Here is a 25,558-nt window from a genome sequence, read left to right as displayed (position 1 = left end):
CGCCTGAACGCGCAGCAGGGCAACGTTTGCCCGTAATGATCCTTCATACAAATTCTGAAATCATAATGTTCACAAAACAGCTTTACGCACAAAAAACTACACTTCAGCCTGGCCAGGTGACTCGGCTGAACAGCAGCCGGCCATCCGGTAAACCTGTCCGCCGCAGGTTCCGTTTATGGCCATGCATACTGCTATTGGCTGCTATCCTATGCCTGCAGGTACAAGCCGGCACTATGGGGCAAACCATCACCCTCTCCGGGAAAAATCTTTCTTTCAGAGAGATCTTTCATGTCCTGGAAAAACAAACCGGATACGTTGTTTTCTACAACACGGCTATGCTCAGTAAAACCAAACCTGTCACCATTACGGTAAAGGATATGAGCGTGGTTGATTTTCTCCGCACTGTGATGGCAGACCAGCCGATCGATTTTGAGATCAGCGTAAAAACCATTACCATCAAAGAGAAGAACAGACTCTCTGCAGAAGTGCTACCAGCGCAGGCTGGCAAGGAGCTGGCCAAAGACCCGCCGGTAAAAGGGAAAGTGACCGACAATGAAGGCAATCCGTTGCCCGGCGCTACCGTGGCCGTGGCCGGTAGTACACGTGGTGTACAGACCAATGAAAAAGGAGAGTTCAGTATAGAAGCCGGTAGTAGCGCCACGCTGCTTATCACCTACATCGGCTTTGAAAGAAAAATGATCTCCCTGGCCCATGATAAACAACCACTGACCATACAGCTGCTGCCCGCCAAAAAGGACATCAATGAAGTAGTAGTGATTGGTTATGGTGCAGTGGCCAAAAAAGATCTTACCGGAGCCGTTTCTGTAATACGTCCTGCCGATATTGAAGGCCTGCCTGTCACCCGGGTGGACCAGATGCTGCAGGGCCGTATTGCCGGCGCTGAGATCGTATCTACAAGCGGAGAGCCTGGCGCCGGTACGTCGGTGCGTATCCGTGGTACCCGTTCTATCAGCGCCAGCAACGAACCCCTTTATATCGTAGATGGTCTGATGGATGGTATCACCAGTTTGAATGAGCTGAACCCTTCTGATATCGCCTCCATCAACGTATTGAAAGATGCATCTTCCACTGCGATCTATGGTTCACGCGGTAGCAATGGTGTCATCATCATCACCACCAAATCCGGTGTCAACCGTTCGGGCAAAACCAACTTCACTTTCCGCTCAGACCTGGGCAGCTCTGTATTGCCCCGCTACCTGGACCTGATGAATGCTACCGAGTTTGCCCAGTTACAAAACGATCGTTTTTATTTCAGCAACTCAGCCAATCCTACACGCCCGCTGGAAGAATACCCTTATCCGGACCCGCTTTCCCTGGGCGAAGGTACCAACTGGACCAAAGAGATCACCCGTGTGGCTCCTTATCAGAACTATACCCTGTCGGCCAATGGCGGCGATAAAGCCACGCAGTATTATTTTTCGGCCAACTATAACGACAACCAGGGTATCATCAAAAACAGCGGCATGCAACGTTATCAGGTGCGTCTGAACCTCGACAGGACCATCAGCCGTTATGTGAAGGCCGGTGTGCGGTTCAACTACTCACAGCTGATGCGTAAGCTCAATAATGCCGACGTAGGTACGAGCACGTTATGGTACCGTTCCACTATTTTCCTGGCACCTACCATGGCGGCCTACAAGCCTGACGGCAGTTTCAACGACTGGAATACCCAATGGTACAGCGGCACCCTGTTTGACTCGCCAATAGCCAACGTAGAGCTGAAACAGAATGATGCACTGGAGAAAAGCCTTAGTTCTATGGGCTATATTGAAATCACGCCGGTGAAAAATATACTCATCCGTTCAACCTTGTCTTATACAGACTACAGCAAAAACGAGAACCAGTTCACACCGTCTACCATGCCTTCCCGCGCCAATGCCAACAGCGGAGGAGCTGCCTATAAACGCAGTTATTATGATAATAACATCCTGAATGAAAATACCATTACCTATAAAAACTCCTGGAACCGTACGCACAACCTAGATGTGATGTACGGTTTCACTCTGCAGAAGAAAAAATTCAATAATATGACCGCCAGTGGTAGTGGTTATTTTATTGATGACATTGGTACCAACGATATAGGTGCACTGCCTTCCAAAGAAACCATCTCTATCGGTTCATCACTGGAGAACCAGGGCCGTATGTCGCATCTGGCACGTATCAACTATAACTACAGGAATAAATACTATCTCACTGCCACCGGCCGTGCAGATGGTGCTTCCAACTTTTCCAAAGATCACAAATGGGCTTACTTTCCTTCCGCCGCCTTCAAATGGAATGTTACCAGTGAACCTTTCATGAAACGTTTCCGTGATATCAGCGAACTGTCGGTTCGTGTGAGTGGCGGTACTTCCGGTAACGATGCGATATCCCGCTATCAGTCTTTATCCCGGATGAACTCCACATCCTCCGGTTATATTTTCTCAGGTACACAGCCAGTAGCATATTATCCCGGCCGTATTGAAAACGAAGGACTCACCTGGGAAAAGACCACTTCTTACAATGCAGGTCTGGACCTGTCTTTCCTCAACAAAAGGGTAGACATCTCCCTGGATCTCTACAGAAGTTTTACTTCCGACCTGTTGCTGACCGTTCAGTTGCCTACTCATACGGGCTTCAATTCCAGGCTGGCCAACATCGGGAAAACATCCAACAAAGGCATTGAGCTGACCATCAACACAGAAAACATCCGCAGGAAAAATTTCTCCTGGTCCACCACTTTCACCATCGCGCATAACAAGCAGTTGGTGGAAGATATCGGCGGACTCGATAAAGTATCTGTATACGATAATCCCTACGGTGCACAATACATGATGTATGGCTATGTAAAGGGGCAACCGCTGAATGCCTTATGGGGTATGCAATACGCCGGTGTCTGGAAAAGTCAGGATGAAATAGACCAGAACAAAAAAGATAAAAACTATGCGTCTGCTGCTGTTAATTTTTATTCTCCCGGTCGTCAGCGTTATATCGATCAAAACCATGATGGTATTCTCGATAACAAAGACATGGTATACCTGGGTAACGCTGATCCTGAGGTCTATGGCGGGATACAGAATACAGTACGGTTTAAAAAGCTGAGTGTTTCTTTTTATTTCAACTACAGTGTGGGCGGTCAAATCTATAATCCTACCGAACTGTTTATGGGCACCGGTACTTATCTGAGTAATCAATACCGTTATATGGTGAATGCCTGGCATCCGGTGCGTAACCCGACTTCCGATTATCCCAGGGCTGATTCCAAAGATGATATTCCCAACGACCGGTTTGTGCATTCGGCCACCTTCCTGCGTTTCAAGAATTTCTCCATTGCCTATCCTTTTGACCTGAGTAAAATTACACATAAGAAGCTGCAGTCACTGTCGTTGTCGCTGGGTGGCAACAATCTGGTGTTGTGGAAGTATTACAATGGTTATGATCCGGAAGTGTCTACACAGAGTGGTAGCTCTACTATCCGTCGTATGGACAACGGTGCTTATCCGTCCAGCCGTACGATCACTTTTGGTGCTGAATTAAAATTCTAAAAGTACTGGTATGAAAAGAAAATACAGTTATATCCTTTCTTTACTGCTGCTGGCGGGTGTTAGCCTGTCCACCGGTTGTAAAAAACTGCTGGAGGAAGATCCCAGCAGCTTTGTTAGTCCGGGTGAGTTTTTTCAAAATGAAAATCAGTGTATTGCTGCCTTGAATGGTTGTTATATTCCGCTCAACAGTGTCTATACAGCCGACTTCATGATTGCACAGGAAGCAGCTACAGATCTGGCTTTCCTGAATTCTTCCGCGCTGGATGCCAAGTTCGAAATATCACCGGCCAATCCTGGTATGGGCGATAATTTATGGTCTGCCTGTTACAATGGTATTATGTATTGCAATGCGGCGATCTATGGCATTGAAAATGCAAAGGTGGCTGCCGACCGGAAACCTGCGCTGAAAGCGGAAGCGGTGGCGCTGCGGGCGTTGTACTATTATATTCTCACCAGCACCTTCAATGACGTACCGTATTATACGCAGAACATCAACAGCCTGAGTGCGCTGACAGAAGTGATGAAGCTGGGCAGAATGAGTGCCGTGGAAACGCGTGATAAACTGATCAAAGAACTGCAGGAATATGCACCGAAGCTGCCACAGGCACGTACTTCAGAAGTGCCGCAAAACAGGATATCCGCGGCCATGGCGTATATGCTTATCGGTAAGATGGCGCTGTGGAATAAAGAATATCAGGTATGTGCAGATGCCATGCAAGCCATCCGCAAGATCTATGGCCAGCTGACGCAGTATCCTTTGCAGGATACCTGGTTCCGTAATAAAAACACAGCTGAATCCATTTTTGAAGTACAGTTCACCTGGTCGGCCACAGGACTGAGGAAAACATCTACTGTGGCCTGTTTCTTTACGCCCACCAAAACATCCGGTACCAGCATCTATGATGGGGTGAACATACCGGAACTGGGCTCCAAAGCCAATCCTTTCGTCTCCATTATACCTACTGAGTACTTCATGGGCCTGTATGACTATGCAGATCCACGCCGGGAAATCATTCTGGCTTACAGCTATAACGGCACCTATTTCAAACGGCCCATGCAAAACAACGGCACCGGCAAGGCCTGGATGGGCCCCAAATTCTGGTGTCCTGGCATGGACAACGTCGCCGATGGCAACAACCAGAAAGTATTCCGTTATGCAGACGCACTGCTGATGCTGGCTGAAGCAGCCAATGAAACCGGCGATAATGGACTCGCACTGCAATGCCTGAACGAAGTAAAAGCCAGAGCATACGATGGCCTTAAACTTCCGGCATATCCCGGTAAAGACCAATTTCTGGAAGAAGTGAAGAAAGAGCGTGCCCGCGAACTGATGGGAGAATACGGCCGTAAATGGGATCTCGTAAGATGGGGTACCTTCTTCAAAGCTGTCAGCGCAACATCTGCTACAGAATACGAGGTCATCAAAAACAACCTTCGTCCTTACCATGAATATTATCCGATACCGGACAAGGAAGCACTGCGTTCCGGTGGCATCTTAACTAATCCAGCTTATAAATAATTTATCATGAAACGTTTTCTGAAGATTGCTTTTTTATTGTTTTGTCCTTTTTATATAGCCGGTGCTCAGGCACAGGCACCACTCCGGGTATTGAGTTATAACATACTGGAGGGAATGACCACCGATACTACCAAAGGGAAGAAAGTATTTGTGGAATGGGTGAAGCAGTTCAACCCGGACATCATAGCATTACAGGAATGTAATGGATTTACCCAGAAATCACTCGAAGAACTGGCTGCTACCTGGGGACATCCTTATGCCGTGATCGTAAAGGAGAATGGTTACCCTACCGGCCTCACTTCCAGATATCCCATCACTGATATTCAGAAGGTGAATGAAAACATGACTCATGGCTTTATCATGGCTAATGTGAATGATTACAATATCGTAGTGCTGCATCTCAATCCACATAAATACCGTAAAAGGAGGGAAGAAATAGCAACCATACTGGCCAATATGGAAAGAAAAAAAGATCCGCGTAACTGGATCATCATGGGAGACTTCAACTCCAATACACCGCTCGATAAAAACCGCCTGGACTCCAACAGGATAAAGTCCTGGCAGGCCAATGCCATCAAGAAAAATCCGAATATCGACAACCTGGTGGATGGTAATCTGATAGATTACAAAGTACAACAGCAAATGCTGGATGCCGGTTTTACGGATGCCATTTATGAGTATGCTAAACAGGAGAAAGCGGCTTCGGGTAAGGATCTGATGGGTACCAACACCCGCATCGACTACATCTATCTCAGCAAAGACCTGGCTAAGAAGTTAATCAGCTGTCAGTTTATTTATGATGATTTTACGGCCAAATACTCTGATCACCGGCCGGTTTACATGGAACTAAAAAAATAAAAGCCGTCATGGGAAAATATCTGTTCATAGCAGCCTGTTTATTATTGGGGATGATCTCGTGCCGCAAAACAGAAGATTATAAATTCAGCACTCCACTGGCCATCGACACCCGTATCGTGCGGGTAGGTGCCGCCGCCGATACTACCCGTATTATCGTGTATGCCGATGGGGATTGGAAAATGGAGCCGGTGGCTGAAACACCCTGGCTGCTGCTGCAAACCAGCATCGGACATGGTAAGGGCGATGCGTTGGTGGAAGTAAAGGATAACAGCGGCCAATTGCCTCGTGCCGCCAAACTGGTCGTGAAAGGCGGAGGTAAATCAGATACCATCGTGCTGCAGCAGAAAGGTATTACGCCACTGCTGGCTATTACTGATGAAACAGCACAGACTATCGCCAACGGGGGAACGTATAAGTCGGCCATCAATACCAATGTACCACTGGATTTGATGACAGTAGGATATGGCTACGATTCTACCGGCGCCACCAACTGGGTATCCGGTCTGCAGATAAAAGACGGGTATCTGTTTTTTAAGGTAGATACCAACCAGCTGGCTACAGCCCGCAGCGTAGCATTGCGACTGAGTTATCTGGATGCGCTGGGTACTACCACCAAAGATACCATCCTTATCAAACAACAGCCGGGGATGAGTTATGAAGGCGCCGTGCAAAAAGATTTCGCCTATGTAAAACAAACACTGGCCAACGGCGTGATCAATGAGAATATTTATGTAGAAGGGATTGTGGTCAGCGACAAAGGACATCCCAATATCGCCCGTAACCTCAATACACCCAGCAACAAACACAACCTGGATAAAACGGAAAACAGTATAGCCGTTTACGTGCAAAGCCTGGATGGCAGCAGTGGCCTTTATTTCAGGACCAAAACACCGGGTGATAATATCTTTAACTTCAACGATCGTGTGAAAATATGGTTGAAAGGCACCAGCATACAACAGCTGCAAAATCCTTCCCGGACCATCATATCAGATCTGGATGTAGTACATATCATGAAAAAAGATGTAGGTACTATGCTGCTGCAACCAAGAGAAAAATATATGTCGCAGCTGACAGACAATGATCTCTATACCTATGTAAAACTCAAAGAGGTGGAAATATCCGTCCCCAGTGGATCCTTTACGAATATCAATGAAGGCTATACGGCGAGGATGGACTGTTATCCTACGAGCATCCGCGATATTCAGGGCAGCAGCATGTATATGCTTACCAACCTGGATGTTCCTTATCGCCGCGATGGCAAACGGGTGCCGCAAGGCTCCGGCAGTATCACTGGTATCCTGGTACATGAAGAATACGAGCGTTATGGCGGTGATATCGGGCGTTATTCCATTCGTCATCTGAAGCGGGAAGATATCACGCTGAATGATGACCGCAATAATGGCTTCTCTAACGTACTGGCAGAATGGAGCCGGTTTAAAACCGAATACGCTGCCACGCCTACAGATGCGCAGCATCCGCTTACCCCGGATATCGGTACCGGGCGTATTTATCAGAGCGGCAAAAAATGGCTCGATTATACCGCGAACGGTATCACAGCAACTACTGACTATAACGCGCTCATTCAGGAACCTACCACCAACAAGGGCGCCGTTGCCAATGGTGGCTGGGGCACCAAAGGATGGTGGAACAACACTACCAATACCGGTGAATACTGGGCGATAGAAGTGTCAACTGCGGGCATCAGCACACCGGTATCTTTACAGATAGAAGGCAATACTGATATCGGTGGTCCCCGCAACTTCATAGCGGAATGGTCGGCGGATAATGCCAGCTGGAATAGTTTAGGCAGCTTCACTTTTGAAGATGTAGCCAACTGGTCCAATACCCTGCTCACACAGGTGGCTGGGCTTAAGGTGCTGAATTTTCAGCTGCCGCAGGCCGCATCAGGACAGGAGCATCTGTATATCCGGCTGAGAGTGGCGAATAAAAACGTAGGTACTACCAATGCAGCTACAGGAGGTACGTTGTCAACAACTGCTACGTGCAGGTTGGCGCATGTGTCGGTGAAGTATAATAAGTAGGGAAATGCTTTTAATAGTGACAGGGGATCATCTGAAAAGGTGATCCCCTGTTCGTTTTTATTGCTGGTTTACTATCCATACATTATCTTGAGCATAAATCCGCTAAATGTTGGTATGTCACCTATAGAGTGGGCATAGGCCGGATTTTTATTTGATACTACTACATATTTACATATGCATTATTTAGTCAGGCACCAGGGTTTTATTTTCCTGTTTTTTACTTTTCCCTTACTGGGGTGGTTAATCCATCAATGCTTCTCAAAGAAAACCATTTCCTATATACTTTGCATCTCTTTGGTACTATTATTACCAGCCCTGACGGGATATAGTTATGTAGTAGATAACGCGTATGGCTATCTTTTTTATATTTTATTAACCTTCGCATATGCCTTAATACATAAAGTAACAGAGTATAAGTTTTTACCAACTGGGATTATTTCTTTGTCACTTTTTCTTTTATGTGTTTTTATTAGCTTCATGGGGGTAGTTGCAGGCACTATTACTGTTGAGAGAAAATGGAAACTTAAAGGATATAAGATAGAGTATATACGGGATCAAGGTTTTGCAGGAAGACCTCTAATGACGTATCAATTAAGTAAATATGCTATGATTCCGATATTTCTCAAACATGTTGATACAAAAGTAGATGATGATACAACCCATACCTGTTGGATAAAATTCGCTGATGCCGGATTCAATTTTAACAAATGTAGCCCTGACTCGTCCGGCATTTTAAAGCACTAAAGGCTGGATTAGGATTCATCCCTGCAAAATTAACAGAAAGATGTTCAGCTTGATAATTAAGGACTGTATTGATCGAGCAGATCTGTTAGTCAGCTTATCACAGTTTTTCAAAAATGAAGTGTCTATAGCTTATCTTGATACTGATAAAGAAAGGCATGAAGATGTGGTTTATGAGTGTATTCCTATGAAAGGAGATTTTTGTATAGCGTTGTGGATCTATACAGATTTGAAGTTTGATGTTAAAATCTTATCAATCTTTCTTTGTCATTCTTTTAAAACAGAGATATTAATAAGCGATAATCTGCTTAATCCCTATACCTGGATTCTAATCACTGACGCAGGTGAACAAGGAGTTGTCAGGCAGCTGGTAGATGAGAACGACCTTTTTAAAATTTTATAATGGTAACCAAACCACGGCAACAACATTTATTGGTACTGGCTGGAATCACGTTCTAAAAATGTTTAAAAGATGAATTACACCTTACATAACTGGCCCTATCAATGGTTGGGACCATGGAAGGAATACGGAGAAGGTTATGAGAAATATCCTTCTATAAAGGATTTTGTGGATCATGAAATCAATGCGGGGTATGACAAGAGGTTAATTGAATATTTAAATAACGGAGTTATTGTTTGTGTAACAAGCGGCATAAGTTTCCCTTCTCCTTTTGATGGAGAGATAAAAAGAGGCACTGTTGCTTACAGAACCGATGGTAAATGGCTCTGGTTGGATAATATTGCTGACTTTGTTGTAGAGAACGGACTGGCGATACCGGAACAATGGTATTACGAAATAAGGGAACGTAATTTTATCATCCCGGATGTGAGTGATGAACAGATTGAACAGCTGCCTTCAACCATTCCCTGCTAAATTCCTTACCTTCGCCCTATGAATATGAACGACGAAGAATTAATCTCCTGGGTGAGAAAATCAATGCAGCCGATAGGGCCTATCAGTACCCGGCCGACGATGGAGGGGCAGGCTATTTATCTGGATGGGGTGCTCTTTGCTTATGTGGCGGAGTCGAAGTTATGGTTCAGAACGGATGATGAGAGTGACCTGGCATGGGATGCTGCCGGTAGTGAGTGGTTAAGACGACCGAAGAAAGATGGTACGCTGGGGTATGAACCTTATCGTAGTGCGCCGGATGGAGCGTATATGGATGAGAAGGACCTGCGTAAGTGGGCAAAGCAAGGACTGGCAGCTGGACGACGCGCAAAACAAAACTGATATAAAGAGACCGCTGGTCTCTTTTTTTATTGCCTTCGGGTAGGGCTCAAAGTTAAGTGTACTTCTTACCCTCATAGCGAAAAAAATATAAGCCTTTGTTAAAATTAGATGTATAACCTACGATAATTTTCTTCATATTTGTTACAAATTCAACCGAAATTATTGCCTGGAGCGAACTGACTGATTCCATGGCTGTGAATCCTGAAATGTGCTGTAGATCAAAGCAAGACTGTAAATCCACTACCGAACGAAAGCTGATCCTTGTACTAAAGAGCGTTATGAAATTCTGAAGACGACAATTTATCCACTGATTTTCTGGCGAACGATTATTTCCGGAAACGGTATAACGGAAAGGTATACTCGCCTATTTTAATGCAAACGATTGCAGTTCAATAGATTGAACGCAGCTGGCGGAATGTGACAGCAGCCAGGGACGTGAGTTTTGCCTGCAATATATATGCAAACGATTGCAGATATTTATCCCCGATGCATTAGAGGTATCAGCAACCTTAAACACATCAGCAGTTGCAGTTATCTCTCCCTCAGGAGCATCAAAATGCATCAGCGATGTATCAGCGGTTAAGGTTGCAAATCCGTGCATCAGGAACATCAGCAGCATCAGACTTATCAGCGGTTGCGGTTAATATTATCAACCACTAAAAACAAAACTGTACGCATGTACGAAAATTTACCAGCGCCACAATAAAAAGAATACTGCATTAACATCAACCAAGACAGTTTAATTACCTGCAGGAGCTACGCCAAGGCCCTGTCTGAGAGACCTATGCCTGTCGCAAACGGTCTGCCTAAATAAATTTCACATGAAAAAAAGATTTCTCTTCCTGCTATGTAGTGCGTTTGCCTCATTGCTGCTATTTGTGCCGGGAAAAGCCCCTGCACAACTGCTGGCAGCTGCAAACATCACCAGCCTGCATACACCTGCCTCCGACGCGTTTGCCAACAAAAACACGACAGCACTATTTAAAAAAGAAGTACGGGGCCAGGTTACAGATACCGCCGGATCTCCCATGCCCGGTGTAACCGTCCTCGTAAAAAACAGTCCCAATATCGGCACCACCACCGATATGAACGGACGCTATATCCTGGAAGTACCGGACAACACCACCGTGATGGTGTTTACCATGGTAGGATATACCACCCAGGAAGTAACGCTCAATGGCCGCAGCGTCATCAACGTTCAACTAAAAAACTCCGCCAGCCAGCTCAGTGAAACCGTGGTGGTAGCCTATGGTAAACAGAAAAAAGCTTCTGTAATCGGTTCTATTACCACCATCAATCCGGGTGAACTGAAAGTGCCTTCCAGCAACCTCACTACCGCCCTGGCAGGACGCCTCGCCGGCGTAATCGCCTACCAGCGCAGCGGCGAGCCCGGCATGGACAACGCAGAGTTTTTTATCCGCGGTGCCACCACCTTCGGTTATAAGAAAAGCCCGCTTATCCTCATCGATGGTATCGAATATGATGTAACAGAACTGGCACGTCTCAATACAGACGATATCGCTAGCTTCTCTATCATGAAAGACGCTACTGCCAACGCACTCTATGGCGCCCGTGGCGCCAACGGCGTGATCCTCGTTACCACCAAAGAGGGCAAGGAAGGTAAGGCTAAACTTAACCTCCGTCTCGAAAACTCCATCTCTTCGCCCACCCGCGACTTGCAGCTGGCAGATCCGATCACCTACATGGAGCAGAACAACGAAGCCGTGCTGACACGAAATCCACTGGCGCCTGTAACCTACTCCCAGAGCCAGATAGATAACACCAAAGCCGGTACCAACAAAGACGTATATCCTACCACCAACTGGAAGGAGATGCTGTTTAAAAAACAAACGGTTAACAAACGCGCCAACTTCAACCTCGGCGGTGGCGGCCAGATAGCCACCTACTTCGTCTCCGGCGGCTATACGAAAGATAACGGTATCCTCAACGTAGACGGACGAAACAACTTTAACAACAACATCGATCTCACTACCTATACCTTACGTTCCAACGTCAATATCCGTGTTACCAAATCTACAAGCGCCATGGTGCGCCTGCACGGCACCTTCGATGAATACAAAGGCCCGATCGACGGCGGTGAAAAACTCTACCAGAAAATGATCTGGTCCAACCAGGTATTGTTCCCTGCTGTTTATCCTGCTGATGATGCACACCAGTTTGTAACACATCCGCTCTTCGGTAACTTCAACAACGGCGAATATCTCAACCCCTACGCCGACATGGTGAAAGGATACAAACAATATTCCCGTTCGCTCATGCTCGCACAGTTCGAGATCAAACAGGACCTGTCTTCCTTCATCACCAAAGGCCTGTCTGTCAGAGCTATGATGAACACCAACAGGCAAGCCTACTTCGATGTGTCCAGGCAGTATATTCCTTTCTGGTATAGCGCAACCAACTATGATAAACTAAATAATACCTATGTGCTCCGGGATATCAACCCTGATCAGGGTACAGACTATCTCAACTACGTACCGGGAAAAAGGTCCGTGGCTTCTACGTTTTACCTGGAATCCGCTGTTGACTACAACCGTACTTTCGATAAACACGGTCTGGCTGGTATGCTGATCTTTATTGCCCGCAACAATCTCCAGACGATTGATGATAACAGTTCAAATGTGAACCTCCTGCAGAAGTCGCTGCCATCCAGAAACCTGGGCCTGTCCGGCCGCGCCACCTATTCTTATGATAACCGCTTCTTTGGTGAGTTCAACTTCGGCTACAACGGTTCCGAACGTTTTTACAAAACAGAACGTTATGGTTTCTTCCCCTCTGCAGGTATAGCCTGGTTTGTGTCTAACGAAAATTTCTTCAAACCGTTGGAGCATGTGGTGAACAAACTTAAAGTCAGAGCCAACTACGGCCTGGTGGGCAACGACGCAATTGGTAATGAAGATGACCGTTTCTTCTATCTCTCCAATGTGAATATGAGTGATTCCAGGAAAGGCGCTACATTCGGCACCAATGGCGGTTATTCCCGCAACGGTATCTCCATAGGCCGCTACGACAACCAGGCCATCACCTGGGAAACAGCTAAAAACTCTACGTTTGGGCTGGAAGTAAGTCTGTTCAATAAACTGGACATCATCGCTGAATATTTCTTCGAACAACGTTATAATATCCTCATGGACAGGGCTTCCACACCCAAAACCATGGGCCTGCAGGCTACGCCCAAAGCCAATGTGGGCAAAGCCGAATCCAATGCCTTCGACTTCACCGCTGATTATAACAGCAACATCGGTAAGGATTTGTTTGTGACATTGCGTGCCAACTTCACCTATGCCCGTAATAAATTCAAGGCCTATGAAGAGCCCCGTTATGATGAGCCTTACCGTTACCATGTAGGCTATCCGATCTCCCAGCGTTGGGGCTATATCGCTGAACGTTTGTTCATTGATGATGAAGAAGTAAGAAGCTCCCCCCAACAGGCTTTCGGTAACTTCAAAACCATGGGTGGCGATATCAAATACCGCGATGTGAACGGCGATGGCCAGATCACACCCAGCGATATGGTGCCTATCGGTTTTCCTACCATGCCTGAAATCATCTATGGCTTTGGTTTCAGCGCCAAATACAAAGGCGTGGATTTCTCTGCCTTCTTCCAGGGATCTGCCCGCTCTTCCTTCTGGATCGATGTACAGGCTACCTCTCCCTTTATTAATAACAGTGATGATAAATCAGTTATCGGAGAAACCCAGCTGCTGAAAGCTTATGCAGACAGCCACTGGTCTGAAGAAAACAGAGATCTGTATGCTTTATGGCCCCGCCTGAGCCCTGTGCTGAATACCAACAGCATGCAAACCAGCACCTGGTTTATGCGCAACGGAGCCTTCCTCCGCCTCAAACAGGTGGAACTGGGTTATACCCTTCCCTCCAATCTGACACGGCGACTGCATATGTCTAATCTGCGTGTATACGCCAACGCTACCAACCTGCTCACCTTCTCCAAATTCAAACTCTGGGATATCGAAATGGGAGGTAAAGGACTGGGGTATCCGATTCAGCGCGTTGTCAACTTCGGTTTAATGGTTGGCTTCTGATAAATGTGCATCTGACAGCAATAAAAAAACAGCAATGAAATATAAAATACTGATCACGCTTACACTGATAGCCGGACTGAGCTCCTGCAGCAAGTATCTGGATGTGGTACCCGATAACGTGCCGACTATCGATAATGCTTTTACCCTGCGTACTTCTGCAGAAAAATACTTGTTTACCTGCTACTCCTACATGCCTAAAAACGGGCACTTTAACGATAACGTCGCTTTTAATGGTGCCGATGAAGTATGGTACGATGATCCCATCCGTGATGTGGACCCTACCTTCTTCAATATCGCCAAGGGCCTGCAAAGTATGACCAGCCCGCTGGGTAACTACTGGAGCGGCAGTGCCCGCGGCACTTCCCTGTTTGTGGGCATCCGCGACTGTAATACTTTCCTGGCCAACATCGGCAAGGTAAGGGAGCTGCGGCAGTATGAAAGGGAGAGATGGATCGCGGAAGTGAAATTCCTCAAGGCATATTATCACTTCTTCCTGCTCCGCTGCTATGGCCCTGTTCCGCTGATAAAGGAAAACTTGCCGGTGTCTGCAGGCTCCGATGAAGTACAGGTATACCGCCAGCCGGTGGATACCTGTATCAATTATATCGTGCAGCTGCTGGATGAAGCAGCTAACAGTGAGTTTCTGCCCAACAAACTGGAAGGCACCGAAAACACAGAGCTGGGCCGTATCACCAAATGTATTGTGCTGTCGCTGAAAGCCAAAGTACTGGTGACCGCTGCCAGCCCTTTCTTTAATGGTAATCCGGACTACAGCCGTATGGTGGATAACCGCGGTGTACAGCTGTTTTCCGCGTCCTATAACGCTGAAAAATGGAGCCGGGCAGCACAGGCCTGTAAAGAAGCTATTGAGTTTTGTCAGGCCAACGGCTATACGTTGTACCATTTCCCGGGCAACTTCGGCTACAAAATCAACGATACCCTGCAAACACAGCTGGATATTCGTGCAGCCGTGACCGATAAACAAAACAACACGGAAGTGATCTGGCCCAATACCAACAGCACTGCCGGCGATATGCAGCGCTGGTCTATGCCGTTGATCGCCAATGGTGCCAGCACCTCCGGCCCTAAAGGGATTATTGCACCCACCCTCAAAATGGTGGAGATGTTTTATTCCAAAAACGGCGTGCCCATTACAGAAGATCGCACCTGGGACTATAGCAGAAGGTATGTGCTGAGAACAGCCACCAATGCGGAGAAATTTTATGTACGCAGTGGTGAGCAGACAGTAGAGCTGCACTACGACCGCGAGCCGCGTTTTTATGCAGATGTGGCATTTGACCGCGCCGTTTGGTTTGGCAACTGGGTACTCAACTACAACAAAGACAGCTCCCTGTATTTCGTAAAGGGCAGGGCTACTGAAATAGCTTCCAGAAGAGGTATCAGTAACTATTCGGTAACAGGTTACTGGGTGAAGAAAACGGTGAATATAGAAAGCAGTGCGGCCACAGATGGTAACATCGCCAGTGGACTGGTGACTTATCCATGGCCCGAGATCAGGCTGGCGGACTTGTACCTGCTATATTCCGAAGCACTCAATGAAGTGAACGGCCCCGGCGCTGGTACCACCCAGTGGATCAACCTGGTGAGGGCCCGTGCCGGACTGAAATCAGTAGAAGAATCCTGGACCAACTATTCTAAAAACCCTACTAAATACACTACCAGAGAAGGCATGCGGGAAATTATCCAGCAGGAAAGAGGCATCGAGCTTTGTTTTGAGGGACAACGCTTCTGGGACCTGAGAAGATGGAAAACCGCGCACGTAGCCCTCAACAACCCCATCAAAGGATGGGATATCACCCAAAATGCTGCCCCGTCTTATTATAAGGAAGTATTGCTGTTTAACCAGCGCTTTGGTATGCGGGATTACCTGTGGCCTATAGAAAATGCCGAGATGATCATCAACAAAAACCTTGTACAGAACCCCGGATGGTAATCCTTTTTCATGACACTCAAACTTACTGAAATGAAGCATTTCAAAATCTTATCAACAGCTGTCTGCCTCTCCGTTGCCATCCTGTCTGCCTGCAAGGAAGATAAAATGATGCCTGTTTCCAACGACAAAACAGCCCCTAATCCTGTGTCCAATCCCAATGTGGTGCCACAGGCCGGTGCTGCTGAAATTTCCTACTCATTACCGGATGATCAGAACCTGTCTTATGTGCGCGCCGAATTCGAGATCAATGGAGAAAAGAAAGAAGCCAAATCTTCTTACTTCAAAAGATCGATAAGGGTAGAAGGCTTTGGTGACACAGCTTTCCACACGGTGAAACTGTATGCCGTGAGCCGGGGTGAGGTTTCTTCCACACCGGTGGAGGTGAAGGTAAAACCATTGCCACCCGCTATCTGGCAGGTGTTTAAATCTTTAGCGGTAACAGAGGCTTTTGGTGGTTTACAGGTGAAGTTCAGCAATCTCGACAGAGGAAAGATTGTGATAGGCACGCTGCTCTACGACCCCAAGGCAAAGGAATGGCGTAATATCAACAACTTTTACTACGGCCTGGATTCCGGCAGATTTACGGTTAGAGGGCTGCAGCCGGTAAAGCAGCAGTTTGGCCTTTATGTAAAAGACCGCTGGGACAACAAAAGCGATACGCTCAAATTCGAACTGACACCCATATACGAAGAACAGCTAGACAGGACCAGATTTGTGAGCGCTATGAAGAAAAAATATCCGATTCCGCAAGTAGCGCCGCTGCCTAAAACGCCGGGCGTACAGATTGTAGAGCCGGGCAACCTGTCTTCCTGGCCTATTGAAAACATGTGGAACGGCGTGATCGGAAACGAAGGGTTTCATACCACGGAAAATAAAGATGTGCCTATCTGGATTCCGATAGACCTGGGTGTGAAGGCGGTGATCAGTCGTTACAAGATCTGGCAGCGTCAGGCAGGATACATCTACAACCATGGAAATCCGCATGAATGGGAGCTGTGGGGTACCAATAATCCCATCGATGTCAACAGCTGGGTGAAACTGGACCATCAGATTATGGAGAAGCCTTCCGGGCTGCCGTTGGGGCAGAACTCCAATGAAGACATCGATGCCGCCGCAGCCGGACAGGAATATGAACTGCCTATCGGTACACCCGCGGTGAGATATATCGCCTGGAAACATATCGACAGCTGGGCCGCCGTCGATGGTATCATCGGGCATCTGCATATCAGTGAAATAGCTATCTGGGGACAAATCAAACAATAATCAAAAGAAATTTTATCATGACATATATAAAACGATGGGTAAAAGGTAGTCTGCTCCTGGGCGCTGTGATAGTGGCTTTCTCTGCCTGTACCAAAATGGACGATACCTACAAACAGTTCCTGGAAGGCGGTGAAATCATCTATACCGGCAGAGTAGACTCCCTGAAAGTATTTCCCGGTAAAAACAGGGTGCTGCTGTCCTGGTATCTGGTTTCTGATCCCAAGATTACCAAATGCCGGGTGTTCTGGAATCAGCGCACCGATTCTGCAGAGGTGGCGGTAAAACGTACTGGTGGCGTAGACACCGTGAAACTGCTGCTGGATAAATTACCGGAAAATATTTATACTTTCCAGGTATATACGTATGACAATGCCGGCCACTCTTCCGTGAAAGAGGAAGCTATCGGTAATGTTTACGGTGACGCCTACACGGCGACTTTGTCCAATCGCCCGGTGCGGTCTGCAAAGTATGATGCCACCAAAAAGGAAACCACTATCTGGTGGTTTGGGGTGAATAACCAGGTGGTAAAGGTGGAAGTGGTGTATACCAACACGGCTGGTGTGCAAACAACGCTCACACAGATGGCTGACAGTGTGCCTGCCCTGCCGCGTGATCCGATGGAGTTCAGGGCTTCGCTTAAATTGCCCGGTTACCAGGCTGGTACACCCTTTAAGTATAGAACCGCATACAAACCGGTTAAAATTGCGATTGATACTTTTTATACCGCTTATGAAATGCAAACGGTCCAGTAGCTAAAATAAATCCACTATATGAAAACAATGATGGCAGGCCTGCTGACAGTACTCGTGATCAGCACTCACACGGCCTCTGCACAGAAAAAATCCGGAGCAGCGGACCTGGTCCACTTTCCGAAGGGTTGTTCTCCCAAAGAGGTAGGCAAGCGTGTGGCAGCACGTTTTGTGGCTTCACCGCATGCTAATTTCGGGCGGCCCACACCGCCTTCCCGTATTAACTATCCGGAGGTATGCACCTGGTACGGCGCTCTGACCTTTGCCCGCGAGAGCGGGGATAAAGCGCTGACACAACAGCTGGCTGCGCGTTTTGAACCGTTGTTCACCACGGAAGCAAAACTGGTGCCCGTGCCTGACCACGTGGACTATACCGTGTTTGGTTCGGTGCCGCTGGAGCTGTACATGCAAACCAAAGAAGCCCGTTATCTGGAGATGGGTCAACGTTTTGCTGACAAGCAGTGGGGACCTCCGGAAGGGCCGCGTGTGAAGCCGGAATCACAGGGATATTATGACCGCGGACTTACCTGGCAGACGAGGATGTGGATAGATGATATGTTTATGATTACAGCGGTACAGTCGCAGGCTTACCGGGCTACCGGCAATGCGGAATATATCAACCGTGCTGCGCGGGAGATGGTGGTATACCTGGATTCATTGCAGCAACCCAATGGTCTTTTTTATCATGCACCGGATGTACCTTATTTCTGGGGCCGTGGTGATGGCTGGATGGCAGCAGGTATGAGTGAGCTGTTGCGTTCACTGCCTCAAGACAACCCTAACCGCGAACGTATCATGAAAGGCTATAAGATCATGATGGCTTCGTTGCTGAAGTACCAGGCGTCCGACGGCATGTGGCGGCAGCTGATCGATGATCCTGCATCCTGGCCGGAAACGTCCGGTACCGGGATGTTCACCTTTGCGATGATCACCGGTGTGAAAAACGGCTGGCTGGATGCAGCTACCTATGGACCGGCAGCCAGAAAGGCCTGGATGGCATTAGTTACCTATATCGATGAGCATGCGGATGTGCGGGAAGTATGTGAAGGTACCAACAAGAAAAACGATCGGCAATATTACCTTGATCGTGGCCGTATTACCGGTGATATGCATGGACAGGCGCCGGTGCTGTGGTGTGCTGCCGCGTTACTGAGATAATCCGCTGGTAGATAAATACAGCGCAAACAAAATGCTTCCGGCGCAACGATGGGAAGCGTTTTGTTTGCGCTGTTCTTTTTTGCGCTTTTATGTGAATCATCCGTTTTAATAAATCTTCAGCCGGGTTGCTTCGTCTGTTTTCTCATCTTTTTCCTCTTCGTCTGTTACGTTCTCCCTTTCTTCCGGGTCCATGTTTTCTTCTTGCTCCATGGCTGCCTCAGCGGCAGCCTCTCGTTTATCTTCTTCTTCCAGCAGTTCATCAATTTCTTCATCATATTCCTCTTCATTCAACAGGTCTTCAGAAGAGTCTGCTCTGCGTGATTGCTCGTCCTGATTGCCTTTGGGTGGTACAGGCTGTTGGTGGTGATTGATGATGTCATCCGGTAGAAGCTCGTCTTCACGCAGGGGTCCTATGTTTTTTTTCTGCGTTGTCATATCTTGTAGTTTAAATGGATGTCACCCCAAAGATACGCCACATTTAAACAATGGTTTTTTACTATCAGCTCTAACTATGTATATAATAATTTATAATTATAACTAATACGAATTTAATTATTAAATAATAATATTTGTTACTAATTTATACGGTCGATTGAATGGCCATTGTATGAGAAACCTGGCTTTTTCTCAGCCATATAAATTGTATTCCACGGTATGATTTATATAAAAGAAGAGATATGAATATAACAGATGCTGAATTGGTATTACGGCTCCGTAACAGCGACGTGAGCGCTTTTGACAGCTTGTATACAAGTTATCATCAGGCCGTATACCGGAATATCCTCAAACTTGTGAAAGATGTTGCAGTAGCAGAAGACATCTTGCAGGAAGTCTTTGCCAGGTTGTGGGAGAAGCGTCGGGAAATCCAGGCTGAGCAGTCGGTAGGTGGCTGGTTGTTCGTAATCAGTTTTAACCTCTCGGTCAGCTGGATGCGTAAAAAACTGAAGGAACAGGCTTTACATAAAAATCTGCTTGACCTGGGACCGGAAGACCATCTCATGCTGGACCGTAAAAATATGGACGAAGAGCAGTATAACCTCCTGGAACAGGCGATTGCACAATTATCTCCCAAAAAAAGAACCATTGTTACCCGTTGTAAGCTGGAAGGCAAAACCTATGATGAAGTAGCCAGTGAACTGAATATCTCCCGAAATACCGTTAAAGAACATCTGTCTGCAGCCATGATTAAACTCAACGACTATATTCTTCGCAATGGTGACCACAAATACATTGTGCTCTTTCTCTTTTTTTTCACACATCACAATTCTTCCAACTAATAAATATCTACATGAAATGAATTAGAATAAAATAAATATGTTTTTTTTCGGAAAATTACCCACCCACATTTTATCAACCTGCGTATTTAAATTAAACCGTCACGATAGTGCACAACAGAAAGGAATACCTCAGACAACTGCTACATACGGAGAACTGGTCTGCCGTGGAGCAGGAATGGATGCTACAGTACCTGGATGAAAACGATCTGTCTGACCTTGAAGCGGTAGCAAGAGAATATTATCAGGCGGAAGGTCCTGAAGTAAAAAATCTGCTGGACGAACGGTTGTCGGCACTGCTGCTGAAAAAAATTCACCGCCGTGCAGGTATTACCCAACCAGGCATTTTTACGCTGTACGGAAGAAAAATCGCTGCCGCAGCTGCAGTGCTCCTGGTAGCCGGTGCCTCCTGGTACCTGGTGATACAGCAACAGGTAAAACAACTCGTGACAAACAGCGGCAACGCCCGGAAAACAGTGACATTGCCCGACGGCTCTGTTGTATACCTGGAAAAAAGTTCCAGTATAGCCTATGCGGAAAATTTTGGAAAAAAAAACAGGACCCTGCAGCTCAATGGAGAAGCCTTCTTTGAAGTAAGCCAGGACAGCCGCCACCCGTTCATCATTTCTTCTGCATTGATCAATACTACCGTACTCGGAACTTCCTTTAATATGGAAGCCCGTAACAGGGAAGTGGCCAAAGTAGTAGTCGTGTCCGGGATGGTACAGGTAAACACCAACGAAGGCGGAACAAACAGTCACAAACCGATGGTACTCAGTGCCAACAAAAGCGCGGTATATCACCCCGCCTCCAAAGGACTGCAGCTGGTAGATGCAACAGATGATGCCCGTTTTTTCACCCAAAAACAAAACGGAAAATTCGTTTACAAAGGACAAGCCCTGACTATGGTGCTCAACGACCTGCAACGGTTCTATAATGTACCGCTCAGGTCCGAAAAAAAGCTGGAACAGTGTAACTTTTACGGGGACTTTAATACTGCAGATGATCTGCAACAAGCTTTAACATTAATTGCCGTGACCTTGAATGCCAAGATTAGAAAAGATGCCAACGGAAACGGGTATACGATAGTAGATGGCAATTGCCGATAATAACCAATTAAAGATAACCGTTAACCAAAATCGTAGACAAGATGAAACACTTGTTTTGTTGTAGCAATTAACCTGACTTATAGAAATAATAAGTGTATTGCTGGTAAGCTATCCTGTTAACTTTTAGCCTGGAAATGATTCTCATCCCTGGTTATCTGCCTTGATGGAATACGCCTGTATTCTTTCAACAGGGCATCCTATTGCCAATACATTCCCATAAACTTTTTTCATTTCACAACCGAACTAAATCGCTATATGACACAGACTATACCTTGTTTATCAGGCTAATAATTGTCAACTAGACACTAATAAATCTCACTGCACAGCAGAAGACCCTTTATTGCCCGGCTTCGCCAAATGACCGGATAGGGATTCCTATTGCCCGGAATGAACAAACATTTATTTATTATGCTTAGAAAGACCCGACACTACACACTTTTAATAACGTTGTTCCTGTCTATACTACATATACAGGCACAAGCTGTGGACCTTCAGGATGCACTGGATAAAAAAATAACCTTACATCTGCACGATGTAGTATTGAAAGATGCACTGGAAAAAATCAGTAACCTCGCCGAGGTGTCTTTTGTATATGTTGGCAGCGAAGTGCTCAACGCCAATAAAATCAGCATCTCCGCCCGCAACGAAAAAGTGGGGGACCTGCTGAATAAAATACTGACACCTTACGCGTTGTCCTATAGCGTCATCTACGATCGCATCGTGATCAAACACGATGGGGCCAAAAAGATGGCATCCCTTACCGTCAGTACTCCGAGGCAGGTCACCCCCCGGCTTACAGACATCAAAGGCATTGTGACTTCCGAGAAAAAAGAACCGCTGCCAGGTGTTACCATCCTGGTAAAAGGCTCCGGAAGAGGCACTACTACCAACGCCAAAGGTGAATTTGAAATCAAAAAAGTGGCCAGCGATGCCATCCTGGTTTTTAACTTCACCGGCTACAAAATGGAAGAAGTGCACTCCAGCGAATTTAAAAGCGGTGCGCTTACCATCATCCTCAAAGAAAAACCAACCCGCCTGCAGGAAGTGGTGGTGACCGGTTTTCAAAGTATAGACAAAAGCAAGTTCTCGGGTGCTGCCACCAGACTCAAAGGCGAAGACGTGAAAATTGACGGCATCACGGACGTAAGCCGTATGCTCGAAGGACGTGTGGCCGGAGTGGCCGTACAGAACGTGTCCGGCACCTTCGGTACCGCGCCCAAAGTAAGAGTCCGCGGAGCTACCTCCATCAACGGCGACAACAAACCTCTCTGGGTAGTAGATGGAGTTGTACTCGAAGATGTAGTAAACATCTCCAACGATCAGCTGTCCAGCGGAGACCCAACTACCTTGCTGGGCTCCGCCGTGGCCGGCCTCAATGCCAACGATATCGAAAGTTTCGATATCCTCAAGGATGCTGCTGCCACCGCTCTCTACGGTGCCCGCGCGATGAACGGCGTAGTAGTGATCACCACCCGTAAAGGCCGCGCCGGAAAACCGGTCATCGCCTATAGCGGCAACTTCAGCACCCAGCTGAAGCCCACTTACAAAAACTTCAACATCATGAACTCCGGCCAGCAAATGTCTGTGCTGGCAGAACTCGAACGTAAAGGCATACTCACTTCGGATATCCTTTCCCGTGGTGATATCGGCGTATTCGGAAAATTATACGAACAGCTGGACGCCAACAAAGACGGCGACTTCCCGCTGCGCAACGATCCCGCTGCCATGAAAGCATTCCTGCTGCGTTATGCCAATGCCAATACCGACTGGTTTGGTCTCCTGTTCCGCAATAATTTCGTACAGGAACATTCCTTAAGTATCTCCTCCGGTACCGATAAATCACAGTCTTACTTCTCTACCAGCTTCTACAGCGACAACGGATGGACACTGGCAGATAAAGTAAATCGTTATACACTCAACTATCGCAATACCTACAAGTTCTCCGACAGGCTCACTGCCGGCTTCTCTGCATTGGCGTCCGTACGCCAGCAGAAAGCTCCCGGCGCGCTCACCCGCAGCAGCAACCCCGTAGAAGGACAGTACGACCGCGATTTTGATATCAATCCGTTCAGTTATTCCCTCAATACCAGCCGTACGCTCACCGCCTACGACCAGAACGGACACCTCGAATACTTCAGACGGAACTTCGCACCGTTTAACATCATCAACGAGCTGCGCAACAACTCCCTCAACCTGAACATGATGGACCTCCGCCTGCAGGGCGACCTGGGCTGGAAGCTGACCCGCAACCTCCGCTATGAATTCACCGGCGCCATCCGCTATGTGAAATCATCCCGCGAACACCAGATCACGGAAGAAGCCAATATGGCCAACGCTTACCGTGCTGCCGGCAACGCTACCATCGCCAGAAACAACAAGTTCCTCTACCGTAACCCCGACGATCCCGACGCACAGCCGGTTATCGTGCTGCCTGCCGGCGGTTTCTACAACCGCACGGAAGACCAGCTGATGAACTTCGACTTCCGTAACGGTCTCGTCTATACGGACACGTTTGCCAGAAAACATAATATCAACCTGTTAGTCGGTCAGCAAGTAAAATATGCCGACCGGCAAAGTGCTTCCAACACAGGCTATGGTTATCAGTACGACAACGGAGGAACACCCTTCGTGGACTATCGTATCCTGAAACAAACCATTGAAAGCAATTTCCCTTATTACAATATGGGCCGTGACTATGACCGCTTTGCGGCTTTTTATGCTTCCGGTACCTATGCTTTCAATAACAAATACAACCTCACCGCCACTGGTCGTTATGATGGTTCCAACAGACTGGGACAGTCAAGCAAAGCACGCTGGCTTCCCACCTGGAGCGTTGCTGGTTCCTGGAACATAGAGCAGGAGCTTTTCATGCAAAAAGCCGCCTGGCTCAACTACCTCACCCTCCGTGCCAGCTACGGTCTCACCGCCAGCATGGGCCCGGCCACCAACTCCAACATCGTATATCAGACCATCAACACCAGAAGGCCGCACCTCAATGAAGTAGAGTCTGTGATCAGCCTCTCTCACCTGCAAAATGACGACCTCACCTGGGAAAAACTGTACACCACCAACCTGGGATTAGACGGCGGATTTTTTAACAACCGGGTCAACTTCTCCCTCGATCTCTATACCCGCAAAAGTTTCGACCTGATCAGCATTATCAAAACATCCGGTATCGGTGGTGAAATGTACAAAGCAGCCAATTATGCTGATATGACTTCCAAAGGGCTGGAGCTGCTGGTAGGTGGTGATGTGGTGCGCAAAAAAGACTGGGGCTGGAAAGCCAATGTCACCTTCGGTTACAATACCAACAAAATCACCAATGCTAAAAATATTCCGGCCATCTTCGACCTGGTAGTGGCAGAAGGAGGTAACAGGGAAGGTTATCCGGTACACAGTCTCTTCTCTTTGCAGTACCAGGGCCTTTCTCCCAAAAACGGCGTGCCTTCTTTCATCAACCAGAATGGTGAGGTAAGTCCGGATGTAAACCTGCAGGACCTCAAGACCGGTCACCTGGTATACGAAGGAGCTGTAGATCCGCCGATAACCGGTGGTTTCTCCAATACCTTCCGCTACAAAGGACTGTCACTCAATGTCTTCTTTACCTATCAATGGGGCAATAAAATCCGCCTCTATCCTGCGTTTAAGACAGCCTACTCCGACCTGGATGCAATGCCTAAAGAGTTTTATGACCGCTGGGTAATGCCGGGCGATCAACAGACCACCCGTGTTCCTTCCATTCTGGATGCCTATGAGCAGACACTGATCCGGGGCGCCTATCCTTACAATAACTACAACTATTCTACGGAAAGGGTGGCCAAAGGAGATTTTGTGCGGTTGAAAACCGTGTCCCTGACCTATCAGCTGCCGTCTTCTCTGATCCGCCACATCGGCTTCAGCAATGTGGCGGTCAGCGGCGCTGCCATCAATCCATGGCTCATCTATGCGGATAAAAAACTCCAGGGCCAGGACCCCGAGTTCTTCAACTCCGGTGGGGTAGCACAGCCAATCCAGAAGCAATTCACCTTGTCAATCAAAGTTGGTATCTAAA

Annotated in this window: 17 protein-coding genes; 16 read left to right on the top strand and 1 reads right to left on the bottom strand. The window is 47.3% G+C overall.

Annotated features, from left to right (window positions below):
• Window positions 1-65: 65 nt before the first annotated feature.
• From KD145_RS14025 to KD145_RS13965, 13 genes are all read left to right on the top strand, one after another.
• On the top strand, window positions 66-3,545 hold the full coding sequence (locus KD145_RS14025) for a TonB-dependent receptor (protein ID WP_212006479.1): 3,480 nt from the start codon (window positions 66-68) through the stop codon (window positions 3,543-3,545).
• Window positions 3,546-3,555: 10 nt separating this feature from the next.
• The gene (locus KD145_RS14020; protein WP_212006478.1) at window positions 3,556-5,064 is read left to right on the top strand and encodes a RagB/SusD family nutrient uptake outer membrane protein; all 1,509 of its coding nucleotides are present in this window, start codon (window positions 3,556-3,558) and stop codon (window positions 5,062-5,064) included.
• 6 nt (window positions 5,065-5,070) lie between these two features.
• Entirely contained in the window at window positions 5,071-5,922 is an 852-nt protein-coding gene (locus KD145_RS14015) for an endonuclease/exonuclease/phosphatase family protein (RefSeq protein ID WP_212006477.1), read from the top strand.
• A gap of 8 nt (window positions 5,923-5,930) precedes the next feature.
• Window positions 5,931-7,964 (top strand): DUF5689 domain-containing protein, encoded by a 2,034-nt coding sequence (locus KD145_RS14010; protein WP_212006476.1) that lies wholly within the window; start codon window positions 5,931-5,933, stop codon window positions 7,962-7,964.
• Between the two features lie 174 nt (window positions 7,965-8,138).
• The gene (locus KD145_RS14005; RefSeq protein ID WP_212006475.1) at window positions 8,139-8,708 is read left to right on the top strand and encodes a hypothetical protein; all 570 of its coding nucleotides are present in this window, start codon (window positions 8,139-8,141) and stop codon (window positions 8,706-8,708) included.
• A 40-nt stretch (window positions 8,709-8,748) separates the two neighbouring features.
• Window positions 8,749-9,108, top strand: a complete 360-nt coding sequence (locus tag KD145_RS14000) for a hypothetical protein (protein WP_212006474.1) — start codon at window positions 8,749-8,751, stop codon at window positions 9,106-9,108.
• A gap of 69 nt (window positions 9,109-9,177) precedes the next feature.
• On the top strand, window positions 9,178-9,579 hold the full coding sequence (locus KD145_RS13995) for a hypothetical protein (protein WP_212006473.1): 402 nt from the start codon (window positions 9,178-9,180) through the stop codon (window positions 9,577-9,579).
• A 51-nt stretch (window positions 9,580-9,630) separates the two neighbouring features.
• Entirely contained in the window at window positions 9,631-9,939 is a 309-nt protein-coding gene (locus KD145_RS13990) for a TfoX/Sxy family protein (RefSeq protein WP_212006472.1), read from the top strand.
• 821 nt (window positions 9,940-10,760) lie between these two features.
• Window positions 10,761-14,000, top strand: a complete 3,240-nt coding sequence (locus KD145_RS13985; RefSeq protein WP_212006471.1) for a TonB-dependent receptor — start codon at window positions 10,761-10,763, stop codon at window positions 13,998-14,000.
• Window positions 14,001-14,034: 34 nt separating this feature from the next.
• Window positions 14,035-15,954, top strand: coding sequence for a RagB/SusD family nutrient uptake outer membrane protein (locus tag KD145_RS13980; RefSeq protein ID WP_212006470.1), 1,920 nt, complete (start codon window positions 14,035-14,037; stop codon window positions 15,952-15,954).
• Between the two features lie 30 nt (window positions 15,955-15,984).
• On the top strand, window positions 15,985-17,217 hold the full coding sequence (locus KD145_RS13975) for a DUF5000 domain-containing lipoprotein (protein WP_212006469.1): 1,233 nt from the start codon (window positions 15,985-15,987) through the stop codon (window positions 17,215-17,217).
• 17 nt (window positions 17,218-17,234) lie between these two features.
• Window positions 17,235-17,969 (top strand): DUF4998 domain-containing protein, encoded by a 735-nt coding sequence (locus tag KD145_RS13970; protein WP_212006468.1) that lies wholly within the window; start codon window positions 17,235-17,237, stop codon window positions 17,967-17,969.
• Between the two features lie 18 nt (window positions 17,970-17,987).
• Window positions 17,988-19,124: a glycoside hydrolase family 105 protein gene (locus KD145_RS13965; RefSeq protein ID WP_212006467.1), complete on the top strand. Its 1,137-nt coding sequence runs from the start codon at window positions 17,988-17,990 to the stop codon at window positions 19,122-19,124.
• Between the two features lie 105 nt (window positions 19,125-19,229).
• Here the strand turns inward: KD145_RS13965 and KD145_RS13960 are convergent, their stop codons facing one another.
• Window positions 19,230-19,559 carry a hypothetical protein gene (locus tag KD145_RS13960; protein WP_212006466.1) on the bottom strand — a complete coding sequence of 110 codons (330 nt, stop codon included), beginning with the start codon at window positions 19,557-19,559 and terminating at the stop codon, window positions 19,230-19,232.
• A 242-nt stretch (window positions 19,560-19,801) separates the two neighbouring features.
• Here KD145_RS13960 and KD145_RS13955 point away from each other — a divergent pair, with 242 nt between their 5' ends.
• From KD145_RS13955 to KD145_RS13945, 3 genes are all read left to right on the top strand, one after another.
• Complete coding sequence (locus KD145_RS13955; RefSeq protein WP_212006465.1) at window positions 19,802-20,401, top strand: RNA polymerase sigma factor; 600 nt, start codon at window positions 19,802-19,804, stop codon at window positions 20,399-20,401.
• A gap of 107 nt (window positions 20,402-20,508) precedes the next feature.
• Entirely contained in the window at window positions 20,509-21,507 is a 999-nt protein-coding gene (locus KD145_RS13950; protein ID WP_212006464.1) for a FecR family protein, read from the top strand.
• Window positions 21,508-21,915: 408 nt separating this feature from the next.
• Window positions 21,916-25,557 carry a SusC/RagA family TonB-linked outer membrane protein gene (locus tag KD145_RS13945; protein ID WP_212006463.1) on the top strand — a complete coding sequence of 1,214 codons (3,642 nt, stop codon included), beginning with the start codon at window positions 21,916-21,918 and terminating at the stop codon, window positions 25,555-25,557.
• Window position 25,558 lies beyond the last annotated feature (1 nt).

Origin of the sequence: Chitinophaga sp. HK235, from assembly GCF_018255755.1 — a bacterium.
GTDB lineage: Bacteria > Bacteroidota > Bacteroidia > Chitinophagales > Chitinophagaceae > Chitinophaga.
This window is presented reverse-complemented; position numbering and strand designations above follow the sequence as displayed.

Excerpts from the sequence above, each read along its gene's own strand:
- KD145_RS14000 (WP_212006474.1), top strand. The coding sequence starts at position 8,749 with ATGTTCAGCTTGATAATTAAGGACTGTATTGATCGAGCAGATCTGTTA.
- KD145_RS14025 (WP_212006479.1), top strand. The coding sequence starts at position 66 with ATGTTCACAAAACAGCTTTACGCACAAAAAACTACACTTCAGCCTGGC.
- KD145_RS13955 (WP_212006465.1), top strand. The coding sequence starts at position 19,802 with ATGAATATAACAGATGCTGAATTGGTATTACGGCTCCGTAACAGCGAC.
- KD145_RS13970 (WP_212006468.1), top strand. The coding sequence starts at position 17,235 with ATGACATATATAAAACGATGGGTAAAAGGTAGTCTGCTCCTGGGCGCT.
- KD145_RS13945 (WP_212006463.1), top strand. The coding sequence starts at position 21,916 with ATGCTTAGAAAGACCCGACACTACACACTTTTAATAACGTTGTTCCTG.
- KD145_RS14010 (WP_212006476.1), top strand. The coding sequence starts at position 5,931 with ATGGGAAAATATCTGTTCATAGCAGCCTGTTTATTATTGGGGATGATC.
- KD145_RS13980 (WP_212006470.1), top strand. The coding sequence starts at position 14,035 with ATGAAATATAAAATACTGATCACGCTTACACTGATAGCCGGACTGAGC.
- KD145_RS13965 (WP_212006467.1), top strand. The coding sequence starts at position 17,988 with ATGAAAACAATGATGGCAGGCCTGCTGACAGTACTCGTGATCAGCACT.
- KD145_RS14020 (WP_212006478.1), top strand. The coding sequence starts at position 3,556 with ATGAAAAGAAAATACAGTTATATCCTTTCTTTACTGCTGCTGGCGGGT.
- KD145_RS13975 (WP_212006469.1), top strand. The coding sequence starts at position 15,985 with ATGAAGCATTTCAAAATCTTATCAACAGCTGTCTGCCTCTCCGTTGCC.
- KD145_RS14015 (WP_212006477.1), top strand. The coding sequence starts at position 5,071 with ATGAAACGTTTTCTGAAGATTGCTTTTTTATTGTTTTGTCCTTTTTAT.
- KD145_RS13960 (WP_212006466.1), bottom strand. The coding sequence starts at position 19,559 with ATGACAACGCAGAAAAAAAACATAGGACCCCTGCGTGAAGACGAGCTT.
- KD145_RS14005 (WP_212006475.1), top strand. The coding sequence starts at position 8,139 with ATGCATTATTTAGTCAGGCACCAGGGTTTTATTTTCCTGTTTTTTACT.
- KD145_RS13985 (WP_212006471.1), top strand. The coding sequence starts at position 10,761 with ATGAAAAAAAGATTTCTCTTCCTGCTATGTAGTGCGTTTGCCTCATTG.
- KD145_RS13995 (WP_212006473.1), top strand. The coding sequence starts at position 9,178 with ATGAATTACACCTTACATAACTGGCCCTATCAATGGTTGGGACCATGG.